Below are 21,978 nucleotides of genomic sequence, written 5' to 3' on the forward strand. Positions count from 1 at the left end.
TAACGATACGCATTGCGTAGTGTCCACACAGATTGTCTGATGAATGTAAATGAGCAAGAGCACCTGTTGATGTCGTGAGTTTCGACTCATGCTGATGCGAAACGGTTAGATTTCGGTTTAATCGGAACTTCGTGTCCCCATCGTCTAGAGGCCTAGGACACTGCCCTTTCACGGCTGTAACAGGGGTTCGAATCCCCTTGGGGACGCCAATCCGATAATGTGTGAAAGACATTATCAACTGAATATCTTAAAGATGACTTTACCAAGTCGTGTTTAAGATATTGCTCTTTAACAATCTGGAACAAGCTGAAAATTGAAACAATACAGCTGAAACTTATCTCTCCGTAGATGTACTGAGATAAGGATTAACCTGTATTAGAGTCTCTCAAATAATCGCAATGCAAGTTGTCTGCAAAGACACCTTCGGGTTGTGAGGTTAAGCGACTAAGCGTACACGGTGGATGCCTAGGCAGTCAGAGGCGATGAAGGGCGTGCTAATCTGCGAAAAGCGTCGGTAAGGTGATATGAACCGTTATAACCGACGATACCCGAATGGGGAAACCCAGTGCAATTCGTTGCACTATTGCATGGTGAATACATAGCCATGCAAGGCGAACCGGGGGAACTGAAACATCTAAGTACCCCGAGGAAAAGAAATCAACCGAGATTCCCCTAGTAGCGGCGAGCGAACGGGGAGGAGCCCAGAGTCTGAATCAGTTTGTGTGTTAGTGGAAGCGTCTGGAAAGTCGCAGGGTACAGGGTGATACTCCCGTACACAAAAACACACTTGCTGTGAACTCGATGAGTAGGGCGGGACACGTGACATCCTGTCTGAATATGGGGGGACCATCCTCCAAGGCTAAATACTCCTGACTGACCGATAGTGAACCAGTACCGTGAGGGAAAGGCGAAAAGAACCCCGGCGAGGGGAGTGAAATAGAACCTGAAACCGTGTACGTACAAGCAGTGGGAGCACCTTCGTGGTGTGACTGCGTACCTTTTGTATAATGGGTCAGCGACTTATATTTTGTAGCAAGGTTAACCGAATAGGGGAGCCGTAGGGAAACCGAGTCTTAACTGGGCGTCTAGTTGCAAGGTATAGACCCGAAACCCGGTGATCTAGCCATGGGCAGGTTGAAGGTTGGGTAACACTAACTGGAGGACCGAACCGACTAATGTTGAAAAATTAGCGGATGACTTGTGGCTGGGGGTGAAAGGCCAATCAAACCGGGAGATAGCTGGTTCTCCCCGAAAGCTATTTAGGTAGCGCCTCGTGAACTCATCTTCGGGGGTAGAGCACTGTTTCGGCTAGGGGGCCATCCCGGCTTACCAAACCGATGCAAACTCCGAATACCGAAGAATGTTATCACGGGAGACACACGGCGGGTGCTAACGTCCGTCGTGAAGAGGGAAACAACCCAGACCGCCAGCTAAGGTCCCAAAGTCATGGTTAAGTGGGAAACGATGTGGGAAGGCATAGACAGCCAGGATGTTGGCTTAGAAGCAGCCATCATTTAAAGAAAGCGTAATAGCTCACTGGTCGAGTCGGCCTGCGCGGAAGATGTAACGGGGCTAAACCATGCACCGAAGCTGCGGCAGCGACACTCAGGTGTTGTTGGGTAGGGGAGCGTTCTGTAAGCCGTTGAAGGTGACCTGTGAGGGTTGCTGGAGGTATCAGAAGTGCGAATGCTGACATAAGTAACGATAATGCGGGTGAAAAACCCGCACGCCGGAAGACCAAGGGTTCCTGTCCAACGTTAATCGGGGCAGGGTGAGTCGACCCCTAAGGCGAGGCTGAAAAGCGTAGTCGATGGGAAACAGGTTAATATTCCTGTACTTGGTGTTACTGCGAAGGGGGGACGGAGAAGGCTAGGCTAGCCGGGCGACGGTTGTCCCGGTTTAAGCATGTAGGCGGAGCGACTTGGTAAATCCGGTTGCTTATCAACGCTGAGGTGTGATGACGAGCCACTACGGTGGTGAAGTAGTTGATGCCAAGCTTCCAGGAAAAGCCTCTAAGCATCAGGTAACATTAAATCGTACCCCAAACCGACACAGGTGGTCAGGTAGAGAATACTCAGGCGCTTGAGAGAACTCGGGTGAAGGAACTAGGCAAAATGGTGCCGTAACTTCGGGAGAAGGCACGCTGGCATTAGGTAAAGGGACTTGCTCCCGGCGCCGAAGCCAGTCGCAGATACCAGCTGGCTGCAACTGTTTAATAAAAACACAGCACTGTGCAAACACGAAAGTGGACGTATACGGTGTGACGCCTGCCCGGTGCTGGAAGGTTAATTGATGGGGTCAGCCGCAAGGCGAAGCTCTTGATCGAAGCCCCAGTAAACGGCGGCCGTAACTATAACGGTCCTAAGGTAGCGAAATTCCTTGTCGGGTAAGTTCCGACCTGCACGAATGGCGTAATGATGGCCAGGCTGTCTCCACCCGAGACTCAGTGAAATTGAACTCGCTGTGAAGATGCAGTGTACCCGCGGCAAGACGGAAAGACCCCGTGAACCTTTACTATAGCTTGACACTGAACATTGAGCCTTGATGTGTAGGATAGGTGGGAGGCATTGAAGTGTGGACGCCAGTCTGCATGGAGCCAACCTTGAAATACCACCCTTTAATGTTTGATGTTCTAACTCGGCCCCGTAATCCGGGGTGAGGACAGTGTCTGGTGGGTAGTTTGACTGGGGCGGTCTCCTCCCAAAGAGTAACGGAGGAGCACGAAGGTTAGCTAATCACGGTCGGACATCGTGAGGTTAGTGCAAAGGCATAAGCTAGCTTGACTGCGAGAGTGACGGCTCGAGCAGGTACGAAAGTAGGTCTTAGTGATCCGGTGGTTCTGAATGGAAGGGCCATCGCTCAACGGATAAAAGGTACTCCGGGGATAACAGGCTGATACCGCCCAAGAGTTCATATCGACGGCGGTGTTTGGCACCTCGATGTCGGCTCATCACATCCTGGGGCTGAAGTAGGTCCCAAGGGTATGGCTGTTCGCCATTTAAAGTGGTACGCGAGCTGGGTTTAGAACGTCGTGAGACAGTTCGGTCCCTATCTGCCGTGGGCGTTGGAAGATTGAGAGGGGCTGCTCCTAGTACGAGAGGACCGGAGTGGACGAATCACTGGTGTTCGGGTTGTCATGCCAATGGCATTGCCCGGTAGCTAAATTCGGAAGAGATAACCGCTGAAAGCATCTAAGCGGGAAACTTGCCTCGAGATGAGTCTTCCCTGGGGCTTTAAGCCCCCTGAAGGAACGTTAAAGACTATGACGTTGATAGGCTGGGTGTGTAAGTGCAGCGATGCATTGAGCTAACCAGTACTAATGATCCGTGAGGCTTAACCTTACAACACCGAAGGTGTTTTGGTGATTTGAGAGAAATTAAGATTTTCAGCGAAGTTCCGAGATTGGATTAGCTGGCTGTGTGATATTGCATAGCGGGTTAATTGAAACAGAATTTGCCTGGCGGCCATAGCGCGGTGGACCCACCTGACTCCATGCCGAACTCAGAAGTGAAACGCCGTAGCGCCGATGGTAGTGTGGGGTCTCCCCATGCGAGAGTAGGACACTGCCAGGCATCAAACACGAGTTATCAGAATGACATCTGGTGACTAACAAAATCGCCAAAGGCGGTTTTGCATAGCGCGGAGCGCTGGCCCTGTAGAGGGTAAGTATCGGGAAGATACACGTAAAAGAATCGGTGGAGCGGTAGTTCAGTTGGTTAGAATACCTGCCTGTCACGCAGGGGGTCGCGGGTTCGAGCCCCGTCCGTTCCGCCACTTATTGCAAAGACCCTGAATCCTAGATTCAGGGTCTTTTTGCATTCCAACAGTTGTTAATATTTTTTGCCTCTTCCTCTCTAGATTTCCACTCCTAAGTATTCTCTTATCTTAGTCACTGAATATCCCACTTATGCAATGGCCACATAACTCCGTTTAACTGAATACATTTAGCTTATTGAGTGTGATATTTGATTTATAATCATAAGTATTATGCTTAATACCCCATTTTTTGTTGGTAAAACTCTTGTCATAATTAATTTAGTTTTTCATCAGCCCCATGATTTACGACGGCATGAAAATTCTTAATTACTTTTCAAGATACACTTACCATCAAAAAAATAAGGAATGATAATGAGCATACCTGTATTCGGGCTTGGAACTTTTCGTCTTCAAGATCAAGTGGTTATAGATTCAGTTAACCAAGCATTGAAATTAGGTTATCGTGCAATCGATACAGCACAAATATATGAAAATGAAGCTGCAGTTGGTCAAGCTATCGCAGAAAGTGGGGTAAAACGTGATGAGTTGTTTATCACGACCAAGATTTGGGTGGCGAATTTAGCGCAAGGGAAATTAATTCCAAGCCTGCAAGAGAGTTTACAGAAGCTGAAAACTGATTATGTAGATTTAACATTGATTCACTGGCCGTCACCAAATGATGAAGTCTCTGTTGCTGAGTCTATGGCTGAGCTAATGAAAGCCAAAGAATTGGGATTAACGCGCCAGATTGGTATCTCTAACTTCACCATTGATTTAATGCGGCAGGCTATAGCAGCAGTGGGGGCTGAGGAAATCGCAACTAACCAAATTGAATTATCCCCATTATTGCAAAACCGTAAGGTTGTTGAGTTCGCTCAGATAAATGGCATTGCAATAACTTCTTATATGACATTGGCTTATGGCAAGGCATTAGAAGAGCCGATCATCAAGACCATTGCTGAGCAGTGCGGTGCTACACCTGCACAGGTTATTTTAAGCTGGGCAATGCAATTGGGCTACAGTGTTATTCCTTCATCAACGAAAGTGGCTAATTTAGCCAGCAATCTGTTAGCTCGTGATTTACACCTAAGCGCAGAAGATATGGCGCTAATTGCTACGCTAGATCGCGAGGAGCGTTTGGTTAGCCCTGATGGTCTGGCACCAAAGTGGGACTAACTACAGCAATAAACTGAGCCACCTCACATGGGGTGGTTTTTTATTTTGTAGAGCTGATTGATATCAGGCGATCATTGATAAAATCAATAAAACAGCGCAGCCGATTACTGACAGCCTGGTCACTGTAATACACGGCATTAATCGGCATTGCGACTGGCAAAGTGTGCTCTTGAAGTATCGGTATCAAATCTCCACGTTGTAGATCCTGCTGGATCATGAAATCTGATAGGCAGGCAATACCATTCCCCTCAAGACACAGGCGGCGCTGAGTTTCTCCATTATTTGATGTCAAATCTGAATTAATTTCATAAAGTTGCCCATCAGCTCCAGCTAAAGGCCAGCGATTTAATGCGGGTAAGTCATTAAACCCTAAGCATAAATGATACTGTAAATCCGCTACTGTCTGTGGCGTACCATGCTGCTTCAAGTATGCCGGTGAGGCCAGAATATGGCGATAACTGGTCATTAGTTTTCTGGCTCGCAAAGTTGAGTCCTGTAAAGTCCCCACCCTGATAGCAATATCTACTTTTCTCTCGATAAGATTGATGAATGTTTCAGATGAAACCAGCGATAAAGTCACCAAAGGATAGCGCTGACGAAACTCAGCCATCAATGGCGCGATAATATGCAGTACTACTGGAGTAGAGGCATCAATACGAAGTAATCCTTTAGGATTCAATTGATTATCTAGGATTTCATTCTCTGCTGTCGCCATCTCACGCAAAATATTTTGTACCCGCCGAAAATAGTGCTCACCTTCTTGAGTCAGACTGATTTGCCTAGTGGTGCGATTGAGTAAAGTGACACCCAGCTTATTCTCCAACTTCTTTACTGTTCGGCTTACTACTGAATTTGCTTGTTCAAGCTGCTCTGCTGCACGGCTGAAGCTGCCACATTCCACCACTGTTACAAAGGTAATCAGTTCATCTGAGTTTGCTTTCATTGTTGCCACTCCAGCAAAAATATTTTGATATTTTGAGCATTTTTGTCATTTAAACATAGGCACATAATAGCCGCTATCAAATTGACTTGTTTTTCATTAACTGTTTTCTGGAGTCGATAATGCCGCTCGCTTTACTGGCACTGACCATCAGTGCATTCGCTATTGGTACCACAGAATTTGTTATTGTCGGATTGGTGCCGACGATCGCCGAACAACTGGGCGTTTCTGTCCCTTCCGCCGGTTTATTAGTCTCAATTTACGCATTGGGGGTGGCGATTGGTGCTCCGGTGCTGACTGCATTAACAGGGCGAATTCCGCGTAAAATGTTATTGATTGGTCTTATGGTTTTGTTCACGTTAGGCAACTTATTAGCATGGCAATCACCGGGTTATGAATCATTGGTTATCGCTCGTTTATTAACCGGCTTGGCGCACGGGGTATTTTTCTCAATAGGGTCGACTATTGCAACCAGTCTGGTGCCCAAAGAGAAGGCCGCCTCGGCTATCGCTATTATGTTTGGCGGCTTGACTGTAGCACTGGTGACTGGGGTTCCATTAGGGACATTCATTGGGCAGTATTTTGGCTGGCGTGAAACTTTTCTTGCAGTATCACTGATTGGGATTATTGCCATTATCGCCAGTGCTATTTTGGTGCCAAGTAATATTCCCAATAAAGCTTCAGCCACGATAAAACAACAGTTTCAGGTAGTTACCCACCCACGTTTATTGTTGATTTATGCTATTACGGCATTAGGATACGGCGGTTTCTTTGCCATGTTTACTTTCCTTGCTCCGGTCATGCAAGAGTTGGCTGGCTTCTCGGCTGCCGCTGTGAGCTGGATTTTGTTGGCGTATGGGGTGTCAGTCGTGTTTGGTAATATCTGGGGGGGGAAACTGGCCGATCGCTATGGCGCAGTGCCTGCTTTGAGCTTTATTTTTACTGCATTGGCTGGTTTGTTATTTGTTTTCCAGTTCAGTGCCAACCACAGTGTTGCAGCACTGATTACCTTGCTAATTATGGGGATTTTCGCTTTCGGTAATGTCCCCGGTTTACAGGTTTATGTGGTGCAAAAGGCGGAGGAATATACACCATATGCGGTTGATATCGCCTCTGGTTTGAATATCGCAGCATTTAACATAGGTATTGCGTTAGGGTCAATTCTTGGTGGGCAGGCGGTTACTCGAGTTGGTTTAGCGCAGACACCATGGATCGGTGGAGTTATCGTCATCGCTGCATTATTACTGGTAAGACTAAGTGGTGAGCTGGATAAAAAACACTCAAGTCAGGTTGCTACAAACTAGTTTCCACATTAAGCCCGCCTTGCGCTGAGGGATCCCCACTAATTCAGCGCTAATAAACCAACACCATACTTCGGTAGGTTTTGGCGAGGTGATTAAGAACTGCATCCAGTGCTGTTCGCGTTAAAATTAGCGGAGAGTGTCGCAAGATATTCTCCGCTAATGTCAGATAAGATATAACCCGTCGTGACTTAAGGCTGTTAGCCTGATACCTCAGATGTAACCCTTTATTTTCAGCATGATAGCCAAGTAACCATAATACTGCCGTGCTTAACGTTGCCAGAAGACTTAACATCAGTATACGCCCCGCTGTGCGGCTGTGACTGGCGCGAAGCCCAAAGCCAAAACGTTCACTTTTCTCATCGCGAAAATTCTGCTCTATCTGCATCCTGCGACTGTATAACTTCATGACTTCACGTGGTTTAAACTCTCTGTACTGCTAAAGATAAGCCACGGTTCTTTTGCTGCGGCGCGTCCGTCCCGCTCTTGCGAATAGCGAGATATCCGGCAACGGGCACGTTTATTCTGCCGCCCTTTGGGTTCCTTTTTATGCAAGTAAAAGTGACCATCACAGCGGGCATATTCTGCACGTGCGAGTGTCCCCGGCCCCAGATATTCAGGTTGGCCACTGGCCGATAATTCCTGCCGTCTGAACCAGTGCTCACCTTTTTTATCCAGCCGGAGCTGGATATTGCCTCTGACTCGCCCGATAAAATCCCAACCCAATGATTTAATATGGTGAAACCAGGCATTTTGAAAACCGGCGTCAGTGACGATGAGCACCTTTTTATCAGGCGCAATAGCGGTGGCGATAGAATTCAGGAACTCTTTTTGTATCAATGCATTCTGTTGGTTATGCGAGGGAACAATTTGGCTCATTAACGGGATGGAACGACCATCACAAATCAGGCTGGCGCGTAAGACGTGGAATGCCTGTGAGGGATAACCACTCCAGTCAACAGCAATAACACACCAGGGAAGTCGGCGCGTAAGTAACGAAGTAATATTACGAAATATCAGAGGGATGTCATGGTGAAGAGCCGTATTACCTAACAGCCGGTCAACCCGTTTTATCTTGTGTTTTACCTGAGCGGTTCCCGGCAGATGGCGTCCGATACTGGTCAGGGTCAGAGAAGCGCCACGCGTCAATGCAACGGTTGCATCAATCAGGGCATTTTGACGATATTGATGAAACGGGGCTAAAGCGCCCCGGAAAAAGTTCTGGCATACTTTACGGGCAGGCATAGAGTTGATCTCGCTGAATTGGTTGCACAATCAGTAGATCATATTTTCTCTATGCCTGTCCTTTTTTCTGGGGATTCACCAGCGCCTTGCGGGCTTCTTTGTTAATAGAAGTCTTATTAGTGCATTATGAATAACATAGATTGAATCTATCCTTGAGCATCCCAATATCAAAAAAGCAATATAGGTAAAAGACATTACTGACCGGAACATCTGAGCGTATAATCAGTGAACTATCCACTGCGGTTATCTTACAAGCCAGAGTGATTTCGAATAAGGAATAGGCCATCAAAGTGCCGAAACGAACATATGCAATGCGGTATGTTGCAGGTCAACCGGTTGAACAGATTTTCCCTGGCTCTACTAAATTATTGGGGCAAGGGTTACCTCCAGGCACCCCTTTGCCGACCACGGAATTTCTACGGGTGATGGTGTGGAATATCTTTAAGCAACAGCGGGCTGAATGGCTGTCTGTGCTCAAAGAGTTCGGGCGTGATGCGCAACTGATGCTACTGCAAGAAGCACAAACAACACCCGAGCTGGTGAGGTTTGCTACGTCCCATTATCAAGCGGCAGATCAGGTTCCAGCCTTTGCGCTACCTCAGCACCCCTCTGGCGTGATGACGTTAGCGGCCACTCACCCAGTCTACTGTTGCCCATTGCGAGAGCGAGAACCACTGCTGCGCTTGTCTAAGTCGGCACTAGTCACTGTTTATCCCATTCATGATGGCCGATTATTGATGGTCGTGAATATTCATGCTGTGAATTTCAGTCTTGGTGTCGATGTTTACAGTAAACAGTTAGAGCCGATTGGAGAGCAAATAGCTATGCACCGTGGCCCGGTTATTCTGGCTGGGGATTTCAATGCCTGGAGTCGCCAGCGGGTTAACGCATTACAGTGTTTTGCTCAAGGTTCGGGTTTGGAAGAAGTTGAGTTTCCTACAGATAATCGTAGCCGCGCTTTTGGTAAGCCTCTCGATTTCGTTTTTTACCGCGGCCTTACGCTGGCAGATGCCTCGGTATTAGTGACGCGAGCTTCTGATCATAATCCGCTTCTGGTTGAGTTTCGGCCATAAAAAAAGCACCCCTAAGGGTGCTTTTTAACAGCTTTAATAGCGATTCTGACTTTATGCGTCCGGGGTTGATTTGCCGTTAACGAACAGCGTCAAGTTCAAACCTGGCAGCAATTTATTAGCTTTGCTGACTACCGAATTCCATCGCATCACATCGTCGGTGTTTACACCGTGACGCTTGGCAATACTGGCAAAAGAATCACCTTTACGAACTTGATAGGTGATGCTGTTGCTGCTAGTTGTATTGCTTGCCAGTTGCAGGGTTTGCCCAACTTTTAAGGTGCTCTTGGCATGTAAGTTGTTCCAACTCTGCAAATCGCTGGTCTTGATATTCAACCGCTTGGCTATCGTAGATAAGGTGTCGCCGGGGCGAACTTTATACTGCGAGTTTGATGCTGATTTTGTGCTGTTCTGTGCCAACTTGGTTGGTTGAACTGCGGCAATATCAGTATCTGCCAATGAATCTTTAAGCTGCTCAGCATGGGATTTCGGCAACATAATATAACGAGGACCGTGTCCAGCTGGTGCCGTTACATTGCGCTTATACCCAGAATTAAAGGATTTCAACTTTGTCAGTGACATCCCCGCCATCTCAGCCGCCTGAGTTAGCTCTATCTGCTGACCAACATCAACGCGCGCTAATGCACGGTCTTTGTCGGTGTCAGGCAAGTTTATACCGTACTTTTTGCTGTTCTTGATTAAATCACCCAAGGCCAGCATTTTTGGAACATAAATTGACGTTTCACGAGGAAGCGACAATGCCCAAAAGTTCGTCGGTTTACCCTTTGCCTTATTTGCTTTCACCGCTTGCATAACTCTGCCTTCACCGCTGTTATAGGCAGCGACTGTTAACAACCAGTCACCGTCAAACATCTTGTTCAGGCGCTCCATTATATCAAGCGCTGCTTTGGTAGACGCCACCACATCTCTGCGGCCGTCATACCATTGGTTTTGTTTCAAGCCATAATTTCGACCGGTACTTGGCACTATCTGCCACAGCCCTGCGGCGTTGGCGGATGATGTCGCGTGTGGGTCAAAAGCGCTCTCCACTATGGGTAGCAGTACCAGCTCCATCGGCATATTACGTTTCTTAATTTGCTCGACTATCAGGTACATGTACGGCTCTGCCCGTAATGTTACATCGTGGAGATAGCTCTTATTTTTTAAGTATTTTTGTTTCTGTTCACGGATCCGAGAATTTTCCGGAACCTTCATCTTCAGCTCGTCGCTAATGAAGTTCCACAAATCTTGCTGCGCGAGGCCACTGTCACTATCCAGCCATCGCGCGCTACCCTCTCGGGCGCTATTTGTGTACTCTCCTGCTTCACTTTCTTGACCTGCCGAAGACAAACTCTGTGCATGCTGTACAGGAGCCTGAACGCCCGTCTTGGACGTCTGGCACCCAACAAGCAAGACTGAGGCGAGAAATATCGCTTTGGTCTTCATGTGTGTGTCAATGTAGTTGCTTAAAAGACGAGCAATCATACTTTGCTTCGATAAAAAACACAACTAAAAGCTCAGAAACGGTCTTTCTGTGCACGTAATTCGGAAAAAACTGAGACAAGCGACTCTGGCGGTGACATTGCGCCTATTTTCCTTTGTAAATCAATGTCATCACAACGTAAGAAAACATTAATTTTCCTCTCAATTTGCAATTTTACGGGTAAACTAGGTCGATCTTTTGCCCGTAATTGCATGATTTCATGCTGATATGTAGCAATGTCTTTGTCTAATGGCAGAATAAAACGGGCAAACTTAAGATTCGCGAGAGTATATTCATGCGCGCTGCAAATTAAGGTTTCGTCAGGGAGTTGCGCGAGCTGTTGAATAGACTTGTACATTTGCGCTGGAGTGCCTTCAAATAGCCTGCCACAGCCCGCGGAAAATAGCGTATCACCACAGAAAAGATAAGGTTTGCTGTAGTATGCGATATGTCCAAGTGTGTGGCCAGGAACGGCAATAACTTGGTATTTTTGGCCGCTAATGGTCAGGTTATCACCCCCATTTACAATAATTGTCGCACCCTTATTCGCGGTTTCTTGTGGCCCATAGACTGGAATATCGGGGTAATGGCGGCGTAAATCTGCGACTCCACCGACGTGATCATTATGGTGATGGGTCAATAATATGGCTTGAGGAAGGTACTGGCCTTGGCTCAGAGCTGCCAGCACGGGAGCTGATTCTCCGGGGTCCACAATGACACAGTGTTTTTGTTCGTCAGCCAATAACCAAATGTAATTGTCTTGAAATGCCGGAATGCTGATAAGATTCATTAGATACCTCTTTTATTGGCAACAGTTTGAAAGAAGACGTTAAAACATGAAACCAGCACAAATACGCCAAAAGATCGATGCACCCGCATCTTGGGCTGAGTTACCTTGGGGAGAGTATTATCGTGCGGCGATTGAGCAGCAATTGCAGCCCTGGTGGCCGAAATTCTTTGGTTTCCATTTATTGAAGATAGGCCATTTAAGCGCTGAAATTGCTAGCGATAAATGCGCAATCTCCCATCAGGTGAATGTGGGGGCGCAGGGCAAGAATATGCAGGTGCTTGCCAGCCCATATCAGTTACCTTTTGCTGAGAAATCTGTGGATGCTTGCTTACTGTCCCATACTTTAGCCTATGCCGCTGATCCGCACCGTATTTTACGTGAGGTGGATCGGGTGCTGATTGATGACGGCTGGCTGGTTATCAGCAACTTTAACCCCATGAGTCTACTAGGCGCTGGGAAACTGGTGCCATTATTGCGCCAGCGACAACCCCATGTTAGCCGCATGTTTACTCAGATGCGCTTGTTGGACTGGTTGAGTTTGCTGAATTATGAAGTTTTACATCTGTCGCGTTTTCATGTGTTGCCGTGGCATAAAGAAGGTGGGCGCTTTATCAGCACCCATCTGCCAGCCTTGGGTTGTGTCAGCTTGATTGTTGCTCGTAAACGCACTATCCCATTGACGTTTAATCCGATGAAGTTTGGCGCACGTAAACCCTGGTTCAGCCGGGCAGTAGGCGCTACCAAAAGCTATCGTGATCAACCCTGAGTTGGCAGTGACGTATTAATTAGGAATATACCCGGTATCTTCCATCGTCGGTGAATTTGCGCCTTCGCGCGCCAATTCATCGCAGCGTTCGTTTTCTGGATGACCGGCATGGCCTTTGACCCACTCCCATTGAATTACGTGAGTTTGGATAGCCAAATCAAGGCGTTGCCATAAATCGACATTACGCACCGGTTTGCGGTCAGTGGTTTTCCAGCCGCGCTTTTTCCAGTTATGAATCCACTGAGTAATCCCCTGGCGCACATATTGGCTGTCAGTGCTGAGTGTGACTTCGCAAGGTGAGGTCAACGCCTCCAATGCTACGATAGCGGCCATCAGCTCCATGCGGTTGTTTGTAGTCAGGAAATAGCCAGCGCTAAAGGTTTTTTCATGTTGCTTGTAACGCAAAATTGCGCCGTAACCACCGGGGCCAGGATTGCCAAGGCAAGATCCATCGGTGAAAATTTCTACCTGTTTAGTCATCTCTGGTAGACTCTTCCTATCTGTTTAAACGTTAAGTCTGACATAAACGAGCGCTATGAGCACTGGCAATATGCAAGTTACACCGACCCGACAGATTGTTCTGGATACTGAAACCACCGGTATGAATAAGCTGGGCGTTCATTATGAAGGCCATAAGATTATTGAGATCGGTGCCGTTGAAGTGATCAACCGCCGTCTGACCGGCAGAAATTTCCATGTTTATATCAAACCTGACCGGCTGGTAGACCCAGAAGCTTACGGTATCCATGGTATCAGTGATGAGTTTTTGGCGGATAAGCCTACTTTTGCAGATATAGCGCCGGAGTTTCTTGAGTTTATCCGTGGCGCTGAGTTAGTCATCCATAACGCGGCGTTTGATATCGGCTTTATGGATTATGAATTCCGCATGTTGCAGCAGGACATTCCGAAAACGGAAACTTTCTGCACCATCACTGACAGCTTGTTGCTGGCGCGCCGCCTGTTCCCCGGCAAACGAAATAACCTTGATGCGCTGTGTGACCGCTACCTGATAGACAATACCAAGCGGACATTGCACGGCGCGTTACTCGATGCCGAAATTTTGGCGGAAGTTTATCTGGCGATGACCGGCGGCCAGACGTCACTTTCTTTTTCAATGGAGGGTGATCAGTCGCAGAATAATTCCTCAGACGACATCCTGCGCATTACTCGCCCAGCATCTGGGTTGAAAATAATTTATGCTGCTGAAGAGGAAATAGCCGCTCATGAATCTCGTCTGGATTTGGTGATGAAAAAGGGCGGTAGTTGTTTATGGCGCATGCCGCTGGAGACAGAAGACAGTGCGAATGCAGAATAAAACGGCATCCAGATGGAAAACTGTGCAAACGGCTTATTTTACTGGAAAAAGTATTGACGAGATTGCATTGCATCCGTAATATTCGAGTCGTTCTTAACCGGAACAGCAGCGTGGTGCGGTAGTTCAGTCGGTTAGAATACCGGCCTGTCACGCCGGGGGTCGCGGGTTCGAGTCCCGTCCGCACCGCCAACATTCAGAAGCCCTGAGTTATTGCTAACTCAGGGCTTCGTTGTATCTATACCCTTCGTACTTGAAGCCGCAGGGGTGTTAGCTACGCTCACTTACCCAAATCACTTACTTGAGTAAACTCATTGGGATGCATTCGCTTGCTGCCTACCTGCAACTCCAATTACTTTGGGTATACCCTTGGCACTTGAAGCCGCAGGGGTGTTAGCTACGCTCACTTACCCAAATCACTTACTTGAGTAAGCTCATTGGGATGCATTCGCTTGCTGCCTACCTGCAACTCCAATTACTTTGGGTATACCCTTGGCACTTGAAGCCGCAGGGGGCAAAATAATAGAACTTCCCCCTTGGGTTACAGATCAATAAACCCATTTAGAATTTACTGCGTAACTTTCGCATTACCGGCTTCAGCAGCAGTTTTCACCCAGCCATCAAAGGTTGCCTGATGAGATTGGATCCAACCATTCACATGGCGTTCAATATCGGCATCTGAAGATTCACCGGCATGCATCCGCATGTTCTGGGCATTCACATCATTAATGGATAGTTTCATGATGGAGAACAACTTGGCGGCAGCAGGGTTAGCTTCGGCCCACTTTTTGTTGGCGACGATATGCATCACACTCGGCGGGAAGCCGTAGTTCGCACCATTAGAAAGCTGGGTGTCGATAGTCTTATCCGGCAGGGAAGAGAATGGCACCTGTAACCACACCACATCACGGCCGGGAACCAGCACGTCACTGACCCAATACGGCGTCCAAGTGTAATACAGAATTGGCTTGCCTTCTTTGTAGCGCGTGATGGTATCGGCAATCATCGCGGCATAGTTACCCTGATTATGGGTTACCGTGTCGCTTAGGCCATAAGCTTGGATTTGGTGGTTAATCGGGGCTTCACAACCCCAACCTGGATTACAGCCAGTGAGATCGGCCTTGCCGTCATTATTTGCATCAAACAATTTGGCGATTTTCGGATCTTTTAGCTGCTCAATATTGGTGATGTGGTATTTATCGGCGGTTTTTTTGTCAATCAAATACCCCTGCGCCAGCCCTTCAATAAAGTTACCCTGACGGTAGAACTTAGCATCGCCACCGGCGGCCGCATATTGGTCATTATGTAGCGGATCCCAGTTTACCGCCAAATAAGTGGCATCGCCTGCGGCAATGGAAGAGTAAGCGACATTGTAATCCACTTCTTTGGTGGGCTGGACGTCGTAACCGAGCTTCTCCAGCGCTTTATTGACCAGTGAGGTCTGGAAGGTTTCTTCCGAAATGGTGCTTTGCAGTGGTTGGACAGTAACGCCTTTGCCCGGTAATTCTGCGGCGGATAACTGAGTGCTGATCAGTGTGGTGAGGGCTAATACCCAAACTCCGGTCTTACGCATAATTTTCCCCTATCCCCTTTGTCCATGACACTGCTGCTGTGTTAGCGGCGCTCGCGCACCCGAATCACTTACTGATGTAAGCTCATCGGGATTTACTCACTTGCTGCCTTGCCGCAGCGCCAATGACTTTGGGTATAATTTTAGTGTAATGAATTGAAATTATTTGGTATTTAAAAATGGTTTGGTGATAAGCCCGATAGGGCCGGTGGCATACCAGCGGCCAATGCCTTTGCTGCGGCGGTCACGGCCTAATGATTGAGTCAGACGGTCGAGGATAATCGCCAGAATCACGATACCGACACCACCGACAGCGGCTAGCCCCATATCAAGGCGACCAATACCGCGCAGTACCATTTGGCCCAAGCCCCCTACCGCAATCATTGAAGCAATAACCACCATCGACAATGCGAGCATTAAGGTTTGGTTGACACCCGCCATGATGGTCGGCATCGCCAGTGGTAACTGTACTTTGAACAATAATTGGCGCGGATTGGCGCCGAAGGATTCAGCGGCTTCAATGAGGTCTTCCGGCACCTGCTTGATACCCAAGATAGTCAGACGGACGATGGGCGGCAGGGCAAAGATAATCGTCACCACTACGCCGGGCACATTACCAATACCAAACAGCATGACAATGGGCACCAGATAGACGAAAGCCGGTGTGGTTTGCATCGCATCCAGTAGCGGGCGAATAATTCGGGCGGCGTTATTGCTACGTGCCAGCCATATCCCGAGCGGCAGTCCGATAAGGATACAGAAGAACAGCGAGGTCAGAACCAGCGCCAGTGTCACCATAGCTTGCGACCATGCGCCAATAGCGCCGATAGCAATCAGGGAGACCAATGTCGCTACGCCCATCCCTAAGGTAGAAAACTGCCACGCAATCAGGGCGAAAACCAGAATCGCCACCGGTGCAGGCATGCCCAGTAACAGGTGTTGGAAGCCGCTGAGAATAAAATCAACCGGCACGCGAATACCTTGGAACAGCGGGCGGAAATGCAGTACCACCCAGTCAATACCCTGAGTAACCCACGAATCCAGTGGCACCCAAGTGTTATGGAATGGGTCCATCAGACTGAAATGTTCAGGAGTGGCCGCGGGCGCGCTATTCAGCCAATCGGTACTTTGTGCAGCTTGGCTCTGCACGGCCTGAGAAGCAACCTCGTGGCCTGCATTGGCGGCGCGCTGGCTACCCTCGGCCATGCTGGCTCCCCATGGGTCAGCCGCCGCTGACAGGGTCTGAGGGGCAGAGTCGGTTGCTACCGGTGCAGCTGTCGCCCATGGATTGCTGTCTACGGGGGTGCCGCTTTGGATTTGATTACTCATTTGGCGTCTCCTTATCTAAGGCATGCAACAGCATGGCTTTGGAAATAATACCGATATAACTGCTGTTCTCACCGACCACAGGAACCGCGCACGGGGCCTGTGCAACCAATGAAATCAGCTCACTGAGGGGCATGTCGGCGGGAACCGGTGCCGGATCGGCCAATAAGGCGCTATCCAGTGATTGGTTCTCTGCCAATGCCTTTTTCAGTGAATCGATCGATACCACGCCGATAAACTTCTGCCCGCGCTCCAGCACATAGCCGTAATCGCGGTCTTCATCCTGAAGCAGTTTTAATGCCGAACGCGGGCCGAAACCCGGTGTTTTGCGGATCAAGGACACCGGGCGGCGGCGCGCGATATCTTTAGCACTGAAGACGTGGCTGATGTCGACGCCACGGAAGAAGGTGCGTACATAGTCATTGGCCGGGTTATTCAAGATCTCATCCGGCGTTCCGACTTGCACCACTTCACCGCCCTGCATAATGGCGATGCGATCGCCAATGCGCATGGCTTCGTCCAGGTCATGAGAGATAAAGACGATAGTGCGCTGATGTTTGGCCTGTAATTTGACCAGCTCATCTTGCATTTCGGTACGGATTAAGGGGTCGAGTGCTGAGAAAGCCTCATCCATTAACAGAATATCGGGGTTGTTGGCCATGGCGCGGGCTAAACCCACGCGCTGGCGCATGCCACCGGACAACTCATCGGGATAAGAATACGCGTAGTTTTCCAGACTCACCTGACGTAATGCTTCCAAGGCTTTTTCGTGACGTTCCTGTTGCGGGACGCCGGCTAACTCCATACCGAATGCGGTGTTATCCAGCACATTCATATGGGGCATTAAGGCAAAGGATTGGAAGACCATGCTTATCTTATTACGGCGTACGGTGCGCAGGGCGCTATCAGATATTTTGGCAATATCTTCGCCGTCGATCAGCACTTCACCGCGGGTGGGTTCTATCAGACGATTGAGAAGGCGTACCAGGGTGGATTTACCGGAACCGGATAACCCCATGATGACGAATATCTCGCCTTCTTCAATGGCCAGATTGGCATCTTTAACGCCAACGGACAAACCAGTTTTGGCAAATATCTGCTCTTTATTCTTACCTGATTCAAGTAGTTTAAAAGCGCGATCTGGATGCTCACCAAATATTTTATATAAATTCTTTACTTCGAGTTTAATTGCCATGCAGTTGGTGTATTCCTCTGTAAATTTTAAATTATGTTTATTCGATCAATATTATCCTGATGAAAAAATAGAGCGCCATATACCCTAACACAATGAGAATCTGAGACAACCCTCAATGTTCTTATAATCAATTGTGAGATGCTCATCATGTCAATATATATCTTTTTAACCTGTTAATTTACTTGCGTTAATATTGTGGTTTTTGACGTTTGATGAATTACCTAATATGACTGATGAGCCTAATGGCTAATTTGAAAGTTAATAGAGTAAATATTGTTCATATATCGGCAATATACTTCCAATATTATTAAGGGGGTTATTTCCTGAGGTAACGGCGCTGAATCCCCCTGATACTCTGGCCTGTAGCCGAATAGGGCACTCAATGAGAATTTAGGTTTTGGCTGCTGAATCGGGCCAGTTAATCATAACGGCAAGTGGGGCGGAATCTCCCCTTTGTCGTGCGAATGAAAAGGGGAGAATGTGCAAGTTAAGAAAGCTTAGAAATCCCAGTCTTCGTCCTCAGTATTGACTGCTTTACCGATAACATATGATGATCCAGAGCCGGAAAAGAAATCGTGATTCTCATCAGCATTGGGTGATAATGCCGCCAAAATAGCCGGGTTGACATTGGCCTGATCTGCTGGAAATAAGGCTTCATAACCTAAATTCATTAATGCTTTATTTGCATTGTAATGGAGGAATTTTTTGACATCCTCTGTCCAGCCGACACCATCATAAAGGTCTGCGGTATAGCGCACTTCATTGTCATATAAATCTTGCAGCAAATTATAGGCAAAATTCTTTATCTCTTGGCGGCGACTAATATCAACTTTCTCTAATCCTTTCTGGAATTTATAGCCGATATAATAGCCGTGAACAGCCTCATCGCGAATTATTAACCGAATCAGGTCGGCGGTATTGGTTAATCTGGCGCGGCTTGACCAATACATAGGTAAATAGAAACCAGAATAGAATAGAAATGATTCCAGAAATACACTGGCAATTTTCTTCTTCAGAGGGTCGTCATTATTATAATGCTCGAGGATAATATGGGCTTTCTTTTGTAGCGAGTTATTTTCCTCACTCCAGCGGTAAGCCTCGTCTACATCAGGTGTTGAACAAAGGGTAGAAAATATAGAGCTATAAGAGCGGGCATGCACCGCCTCCATAAAGCTGATGTTGGAAAATACCGCTTCTTCATGGGGAGTGATTGCGTCTTTGATCAGCGCTGGTGCGCCCAAGGTATTTTGAATCGTATCAAGCAGCGTCAGGCCGGTAAAAACGCGGATAGTCAGCTGTTGCTCCTCGGCAGTTAGTTTGGCCCAAGAGGGAATATCATTGGATAGTGGGACTTTTTCCGGCAACCAAAAATTAGCCGTCAGGCGGTTCCAGACTTCCAGATCTTTATCGTCTTCAATTTTATTCCAATTGATGGCGCTAACGTGTTTTATTATTTTTGTTGCACTCATATCATCACTTCCTTATTAGCCATTTTATTTATTACAATGAGCAGGAAACACAACCTTCAACTTCCGTGCCCTCGAGCGCCATCTGACGCAGTCGGATGTAATAAATGGTTTTAATCCCTTTCTTCCAAGCATATATCTGCGCTTTATTGATATCGCGGGTCGTGGCGGTATCGCGGAAGAACAGGGTCAGTGACAGCCCTTGATCAACATGCTGGGTAGCTTCAGCATAGGTATCGATAATTTTCTCCGGCCCTATCTGATAAGCATCCTGATAATATTCAAGATTATCGTTAGTCATATAAGGTGCGGGATAATACACGCGGCCAATCTTGCCCTCTTTGCGGATCTCAATTGGGGAGACAATCGGGTGGATGCTGGATGTCGAGTGATTGATATACGAAATAGATCCCGTCGGGGGCACTGCTTGTAAGTTTTGGTTATAAATTCCGTGCACCATCACTGACTGGCGCAAATCTGCCCAATCCTGTTGATTTGGAACGGAAATTCCTGCGTCGGCAAACAGTGCGCGCACTTTGGCTGTTTTAGGCTGCCAGCTTTGTTCTATATATTTAGTAAAATAGTGGCCCGAAGCATAAGCCGACTCGTCGAAACCTTTAAAGTAGCTGCCGCGTTCTATCGCCAACTGGTTGGAGGCGCGAATGGCGTGGTAGGCCACGGTATAGAAGTAGATATTGGTGAAGTCTAATGCTTCTTCTGAGCCATAAAAAATACGTTCGCGCGCTAGATAGCCGTGCAAGTTCATTTGCCCCAGGCCAATGGCATGGGATTCCTGATTACCTTTTTCAATTGATGGCACTGAGCGGATATTACTCATATCAGAGACCGCCGTTAGCCCGCGAATGGCGGTTTCAATCGATTTACCAAAGTCTGGTGAATCCATGGTGTGGGCAATATTCAGCGAACCAAGATTACAGGAGATATCCTTACCAATATGGCGATAACTAAGGTCGTCATTGTATTCAGTTGGTGAATTAACCTGCAAAATCTCTGAACACAAGTTACTCATATTGATCCGGCCTTTGATCGGATTGGCGCGGTTCACGGTGTCCTCAAACATCATATAAGGATAACCGGACTCAAATTGGATCTCTGCCAGAATTTGGAAAAACTCACGCGCTTTGATTTTGCTTTTTCGGATACGCTTGTCATCAACCATCTCGCGGTATTTTTCGCTGACACTGATTTCCGACATAGGGACGCCGTAAATCTGTTCTACGTCATAAGGAGAGAACAGGTACATTTCTTCATTATTCTTCGCCAACTCAAAAGTGATATCCGGTATAACCACTCCCAATGACAAAGTTTTAATGCGTATTTTTTCATCGGCATTTTCGCGTTTGGTATCAAGAAAACGCAAAATATCAGGGTGATGGGCATGGAGATAGACCGCCCCGGCACCTTGGCGAGCCCCTAATTGATTGGCATAGGAAAAAGCATCTTCCAGCATTTTCATAATGGGAATGACGCCAGATGATTGATTTTCAATGCGTTTAATCGGCGCACCCACTTCGCGAATATTGGTCAGCAGGAAAGCGACACCGCCGCCGCGCTTAGATAATTGCAGCGCCGAGTTAATGGAGCGGCCAATGGACTCCATATTGTCTTCAATGCGCAACAAGAAGCAGGAAACTAATTCACCGCGCTGTTTCTTGCCGCAATTGAGGAAAGTGGGGGTGGCCGGTTGGAAGCGGCCAGAGATGATTTCTTCGACTAAATCTCGTGCAACTTGTTGATGACCGGCGGCTAATGTTAGGGCAACCATACAAACACGGTCTTCATAGCGCTCCAGATAGCGTTTGCCATCAAAAGTTTTCAGGGTATAGCTGGTGTAGTATTTAAACGCGCCAAGGAAGGTTGGGAAGCGAAATTTTTTACTGTAAGCTTGTTGGAATAAGCTCTTGATAAAGCTGAAATCATACCTCTCCAGCACCTCTTTCTCGTAATAGCTTTCTTCAACCAGATAATCGAGTTTTTCCTGTAAATTATGGAAGAACACGGTGTTTTGATTAACGTGTTGCAAGAAATATTGCCGTGCAGCCAGGCGGTCTTTATCAAACTGGATACGCCCGTCGGCATCATAGAGGTTCAACATCGCATTCAGTGAGTGATAGTCCAGGTCACTGTTGGATGGATGGGTGATTTTCAGTTTTGTCGTTGCCAAAATTCAGTTACTCCCTTGCGAACGTTTGCCACATCTTCTGCTGTACCCAGTAGTTCAAAACGATACAGATAAGGAACCTGACATTTTTGGGAGATAATTTTCCCCGCCAGGCAATAGGCGTCGCCAAAATTAGTGTTACCCGCAGCAATAACACCGCGAATTAATGAGCGGTTATGGGGATCATTCAGAAATCTAATGACCTGAATAGGCACCGCCCCGACCGGGCTGCCACCGCCATAACTGGGTACCAACAAGATATAGGGCTGCTCCACCCGTAACTTTTCCCGCGCCCCCGCAATGGGAATGCGTATTGCCGGGAGTGCCAACTTTCCGACAAAACGGTGGGTGTTCTCCGACGAGCTGGAAAAATACACCAACGGATTCATTGTGTTGCCCT

General features: G+C 47.7%; 15 protein-coding genes, 3 tRNA genes, 2 rRNA genes and 1 pseudogene. 10 read left to right on the plus strand and 11 right to left on the minus strand.

Annotated features, from left to right (window positions below):
* The first annotated feature begins 133 nt into the window (after positions 1-133).
* From DXZ79_RS04785 to dkgB, 5 genes are all read left to right on the plus strand, one after another.
* A tRNA-Glu gene (locus DXZ79_RS04785) sits at positions 134-209 on the plus strand.
* Positions 210-434: 225 nt separating this feature from the next.
* Positions 435-3,341, plus strand: a 23S ribosomal RNA gene (locus tag DXZ79_RS04790).
* 115 nt (positions 3,342-3,456) lie between these two features.
* Positions 3,457-3,572, plus strand: a 5S ribosomal RNA gene (rrf, locus tag DXZ79_RS04795).
* A gap of 125 nt (positions 3,573-3,697) precedes the next feature.
* A tRNA-Asp gene (locus tag DXZ79_RS04800) sits at positions 3,698-3,774 on the plus strand.
* 354 nt (positions 3,775-4,128) lie between these two features.
* Positions 4,129-4,932: a 2,5-didehydrogluconate reductase DkgB gene (gene dkgB / locus DXZ79_RS04805; protein ID WP_038635784.1), complete on the plus strand. Its 804-nt coding sequence runs from the start codon at positions 4,129-4,131 to the stop codon at positions 4,930-4,932.
* A 40-nt stretch (positions 4,933-4,972) separates the two neighbouring features.
* Here the strand turns inward: dkgB and yafC are convergent, their stop codons facing one another.
* Positions 4,973-5,875, minus strand: coding sequence for a DNA-binding transcriptional regulator YafC (gene yafC / locus DXZ79_RS04810; RefSeq protein ID WP_038635781.1), 903 nt, complete (start codon positions 5,873-5,875; stop codon positions 4,973-4,975).
* A 119-nt stretch (positions 5,876-5,994) separates the two neighbouring features.
* On the opposite strand from yafC, the gene DXZ79_RS04815 reads away from it, so the two are divergent.
* On the plus strand, positions 5,995-7,176 hold the full coding sequence (locus DXZ79_RS04815; protein WP_038635777.1) for an MFS transporter: 1,182 nt from the start codon (positions 5,995-5,997) through the stop codon (positions 7,174-7,176).
* 49 nt (positions 7,177-7,225) lie between these two features.
* Here the strand turns inward: DXZ79_RS04815 and DXZ79_RS04820 are convergent.
* Positions 7,226-8,418: pseudogene (locus DXZ79_RS04820) on the minus strand (IS4 family transposase).
* A 311-nt stretch (positions 8,419-8,729) separates the two neighbouring features.
* Here DXZ79_RS04820 and DXZ79_RS04825 point away from each other — a divergent pair.
* Entirely contained in the window at positions 8,730-9,491 is a 762-nt protein-coding gene (locus tag DXZ79_RS04825; protein ID WP_038635774.1) for an endonuclease/exonuclease/phosphatase family protein, read from the plus strand.
* 51 nt (positions 9,492-9,542) lie between these two features.
* Here the strand turns inward: DXZ79_RS04825 and mltD are convergent, their stop codons facing one another.
* Positions 9,543-10,934 carry a murein transglycosylase D gene (gene mltD, locus DXZ79_RS04830; RefSeq protein ID WP_038635772.1) on the minus strand — a complete coding sequence of 464 codons (1,392 nt, stop codon included), beginning with the start codon at positions 10,932-10,934 and terminating at the stop codon, positions 9,543-9,545.
* Between the two features lie 71 nt (positions 10,935-11,005).
* On the minus strand, positions 11,006-11,761 hold the full coding sequence (gloB, locus tag DXZ79_RS04835) for a hydroxyacylglutathione hydrolase (RefSeq protein WP_038635770.1): 756 nt from the start codon (positions 11,759-11,761) through the stop codon (positions 11,006-11,008).
* A 46-nt stretch (positions 11,762-11,807) separates the two neighbouring features.
* Between gloB and DXZ79_RS04840 the strand changes: the two genes are divergently transcribed.
* Entirely contained in the window at positions 11,808-12,527 is a 720-nt protein-coding gene (locus DXZ79_RS04840) for a class I SAM-dependent methyltransferase (RefSeq protein ID WP_050292481.1), read from the plus strand.
* 15 nt (positions 12,528-12,542) lie between these two features.
* Here DXZ79_RS04840 and rnhA read toward each other — a convergent pair whose 3' ends face one another.
* Positions 12,543-13,007 (minus strand): ribonuclease HI, encoded by a 465-nt coding sequence (rnhA, locus tag DXZ79_RS04845; RefSeq protein ID WP_004390359.1) that lies wholly within the window; start codon positions 13,005-13,007, stop codon positions 12,543-12,545.
* Between the two features lie 70 nt (positions 13,008-13,077).
* Here rnhA and dnaQ point away from each other — a divergent pair, with 70 nt between their 5' ends.
* Together dnaQ and DXZ79_RS04855 are read left to right on the plus strand one after the other, a co-directional pair.
* Positions 13,078-13,842, plus strand: a complete 765-nt coding sequence (dnaQ, locus tag DXZ79_RS04850) for a DNA polymerase III subunit epsilon (RefSeq protein ID WP_038635763.1) — start codon at positions 13,078-13,080, stop codon at positions 13,840-13,842.
* A 112-nt stretch (positions 13,843-13,954) separates the two neighbouring features.
* Positions 13,955-14,031: transfer RNA gene (locus DXZ79_RS04855), tRNA-Asp, on the plus strand.
* Positions 14,032-14,407: 376 nt separating this feature from the next.
* On the opposite strand, the gene proX is transcribed toward DXZ79_RS04855, so the two are convergent.
* The 6 genes from proX to nrdI all read right to left on the minus strand — a co-directional run bounded on the left by proX (position 14,408) and on the right by nrdI (position 21,967).
* Positions 14,408-15,412: a glycine betaine/L-proline ABC transporter substrate-binding protein ProX gene (gene proX / locus DXZ79_RS04860; RefSeq protein ID WP_038635760.1), complete on the minus strand. Its 1,005-nt coding sequence runs from the start codon at positions 15,410-15,412 to the stop codon at positions 14,408-14,410.
* Positions 15,413-15,571: 159 nt separating this feature from the next.
* Positions 15,572-16,738, minus strand: coding sequence for a glycine betaine/L-proline ABC transporter permease ProW (proW, locus tag DXZ79_RS04865; protein WP_038635758.1), 1,167 nt, complete (start codon positions 16,736-16,738; stop codon positions 15,572-15,574).
* Positions 16,731-17,930, minus strand: coding sequence for a glycine betaine/L-proline ABC transporter ATP-binding protein ProV (gene proV / locus DXZ79_RS04870; protein ID WP_038635756.1), 1,200 nt, complete (start codon positions 17,928-17,930; stop codon positions 16,731-16,733). Before proV ends, proW begins: the two co-directional genes overlap by 8 nt.
* A 497-nt stretch (positions 17,931-18,427) precedes the next feature.
* Positions 18,428-19,399, minus strand: a complete 972-nt coding sequence (gene nrdF / locus DXZ79_RS04875; RefSeq protein ID WP_038635753.1) for a class 1b ribonucleoside-diphosphate reductase subunit beta — start codon at positions 19,397-19,399, stop codon at positions 18,428-18,430.
* A 31-nt stretch (positions 19,400-19,430) separates the two neighbouring features.
* Positions 19,431-21,581 (minus strand): class 1b ribonucleoside-diphosphate reductase subunit alpha, encoded by a 2,151-nt coding sequence (gene nrdE / locus DXZ79_RS04880; RefSeq protein WP_038635750.1) that lies wholly within the window; start codon positions 21,579-21,581, stop codon positions 19,431-19,433.
* Positions 21,563-21,967, minus strand: coding sequence for a class Ib ribonucleoside-diphosphate reductase assembly flavoprotein NrdI (nrdI, locus tag DXZ79_RS04885; RefSeq protein WP_038635747.1), 405 nt, complete (start codon positions 21,965-21,967; stop codon positions 21,563-21,565). Before nrdI ends, nrdE begins: the two co-directional genes overlap by 19 nt.
* Positions 21,968-21,978 lie beyond the last annotated feature (11 nt).

Origin of the sequence: Yersinia rochesterensis (genome assembly GCF_003600645.1) — a bacterium.
Lineage (GTDB): Bacteria > Pseudomonadota > Gammaproteobacteria > Enterobacterales > Enterobacteriaceae > Yersinia > Yersinia rochesterensis.

What these genes read in the sequence shown, in the direction of transcription:
- DXZ79_RS04840 (WP_050292481.1), top strand. Translation starts at nt 11,808, where the DNA reads ATGAAACCAGCACAAATACGCCAAAAGATCGATGCACCCGCATCTTGG.
- rnhA (WP_004390359.1), bottom strand. Translation starts at nt 13,007, where the DNA reads ATGACTAAACAGGTAGAAATTTTCACCGATGGATCTTGCCTTGGCAAT.
- DXZ79_RS04825 (WP_038635774.1), top strand. Translation starts at nt 8,730, where the DNA reads ATGCGGTATGTTGCAGGTCAACCGGTTGAACAGATTTTCCCTGGCTCT.
- proV (WP_038635756.1), bottom strand. Translation starts at nt 17,930, where the DNA reads ATGGCAATTAAACTCGAAGTAAAGAATTTATATAAAATATTTGGTGAG.
- dkgB (WP_038635784.1), top strand. Translation starts at nt 4,129, where the DNA reads ATGAGCATACCTGTATTCGGGCTTGGAACTTTTCGTCTTCAAGATCAA.
- mltD (WP_038635772.1), bottom strand. Translation starts at nt 10,934, where the DNA reads ATGAAGACCAAAGCGATATTTCTCGCCTCAGTCTTGCTTGTTGGGTGC.
- dnaQ (WP_038635763.1), top strand. Translation starts at nt 13,078, where the DNA reads ATGCAAGTTACACCGACCCGACAGATTGTTCTGGATACTGAAACCACC.
- nrdI (WP_038635747.1), bottom strand. Translation starts at nt 21,967, where the DNA reads ATGAATCCGTTGGTGTATTTTTCCAGCTCGTCGGAGAACACCCACCGT.
- gloB (WP_038635770.1), bottom strand. Translation starts at nt 11,761, where the DNA reads ATGAATCTTATCAGCATTCCGGCATTTCAAGACAATTACATTTGGTTA.
- yafC (WP_038635781.1), bottom strand. Translation starts at nt 5,875, where the DNA reads ATGAAAGCAAACTCAGATGAACTGATTACCTTTGTAACAGTGGTGGAA.
- DXZ79_RS04815 (WP_038635777.1), top strand. Translation starts at nt 5,995, where the DNA reads ATGCCGCTCGCTTTACTGGCACTGACCATCAGTGCATTCGCTATTGGT.
- nrdF (WP_038635753.1), bottom strand. Translation starts at nt 19,399, where the DNA reads ATGAGTGCAACAAAAATAATAAAACACGTTAGCGCCATCAATTGGAAT.
- proX (WP_038635760.1), bottom strand. Translation starts at nt 15,412, where the DNA reads ATGCGTAAGACCGGAGTTTGGGTATTAGCCCTCACCACACTGATCAGC.
- proW (WP_038635758.1), bottom strand. Translation starts at nt 16,738, where the DNA reads ATGAGTAATCAAATCCAAAGCGGCACCCCCGTAGACAGCAATCCATGG.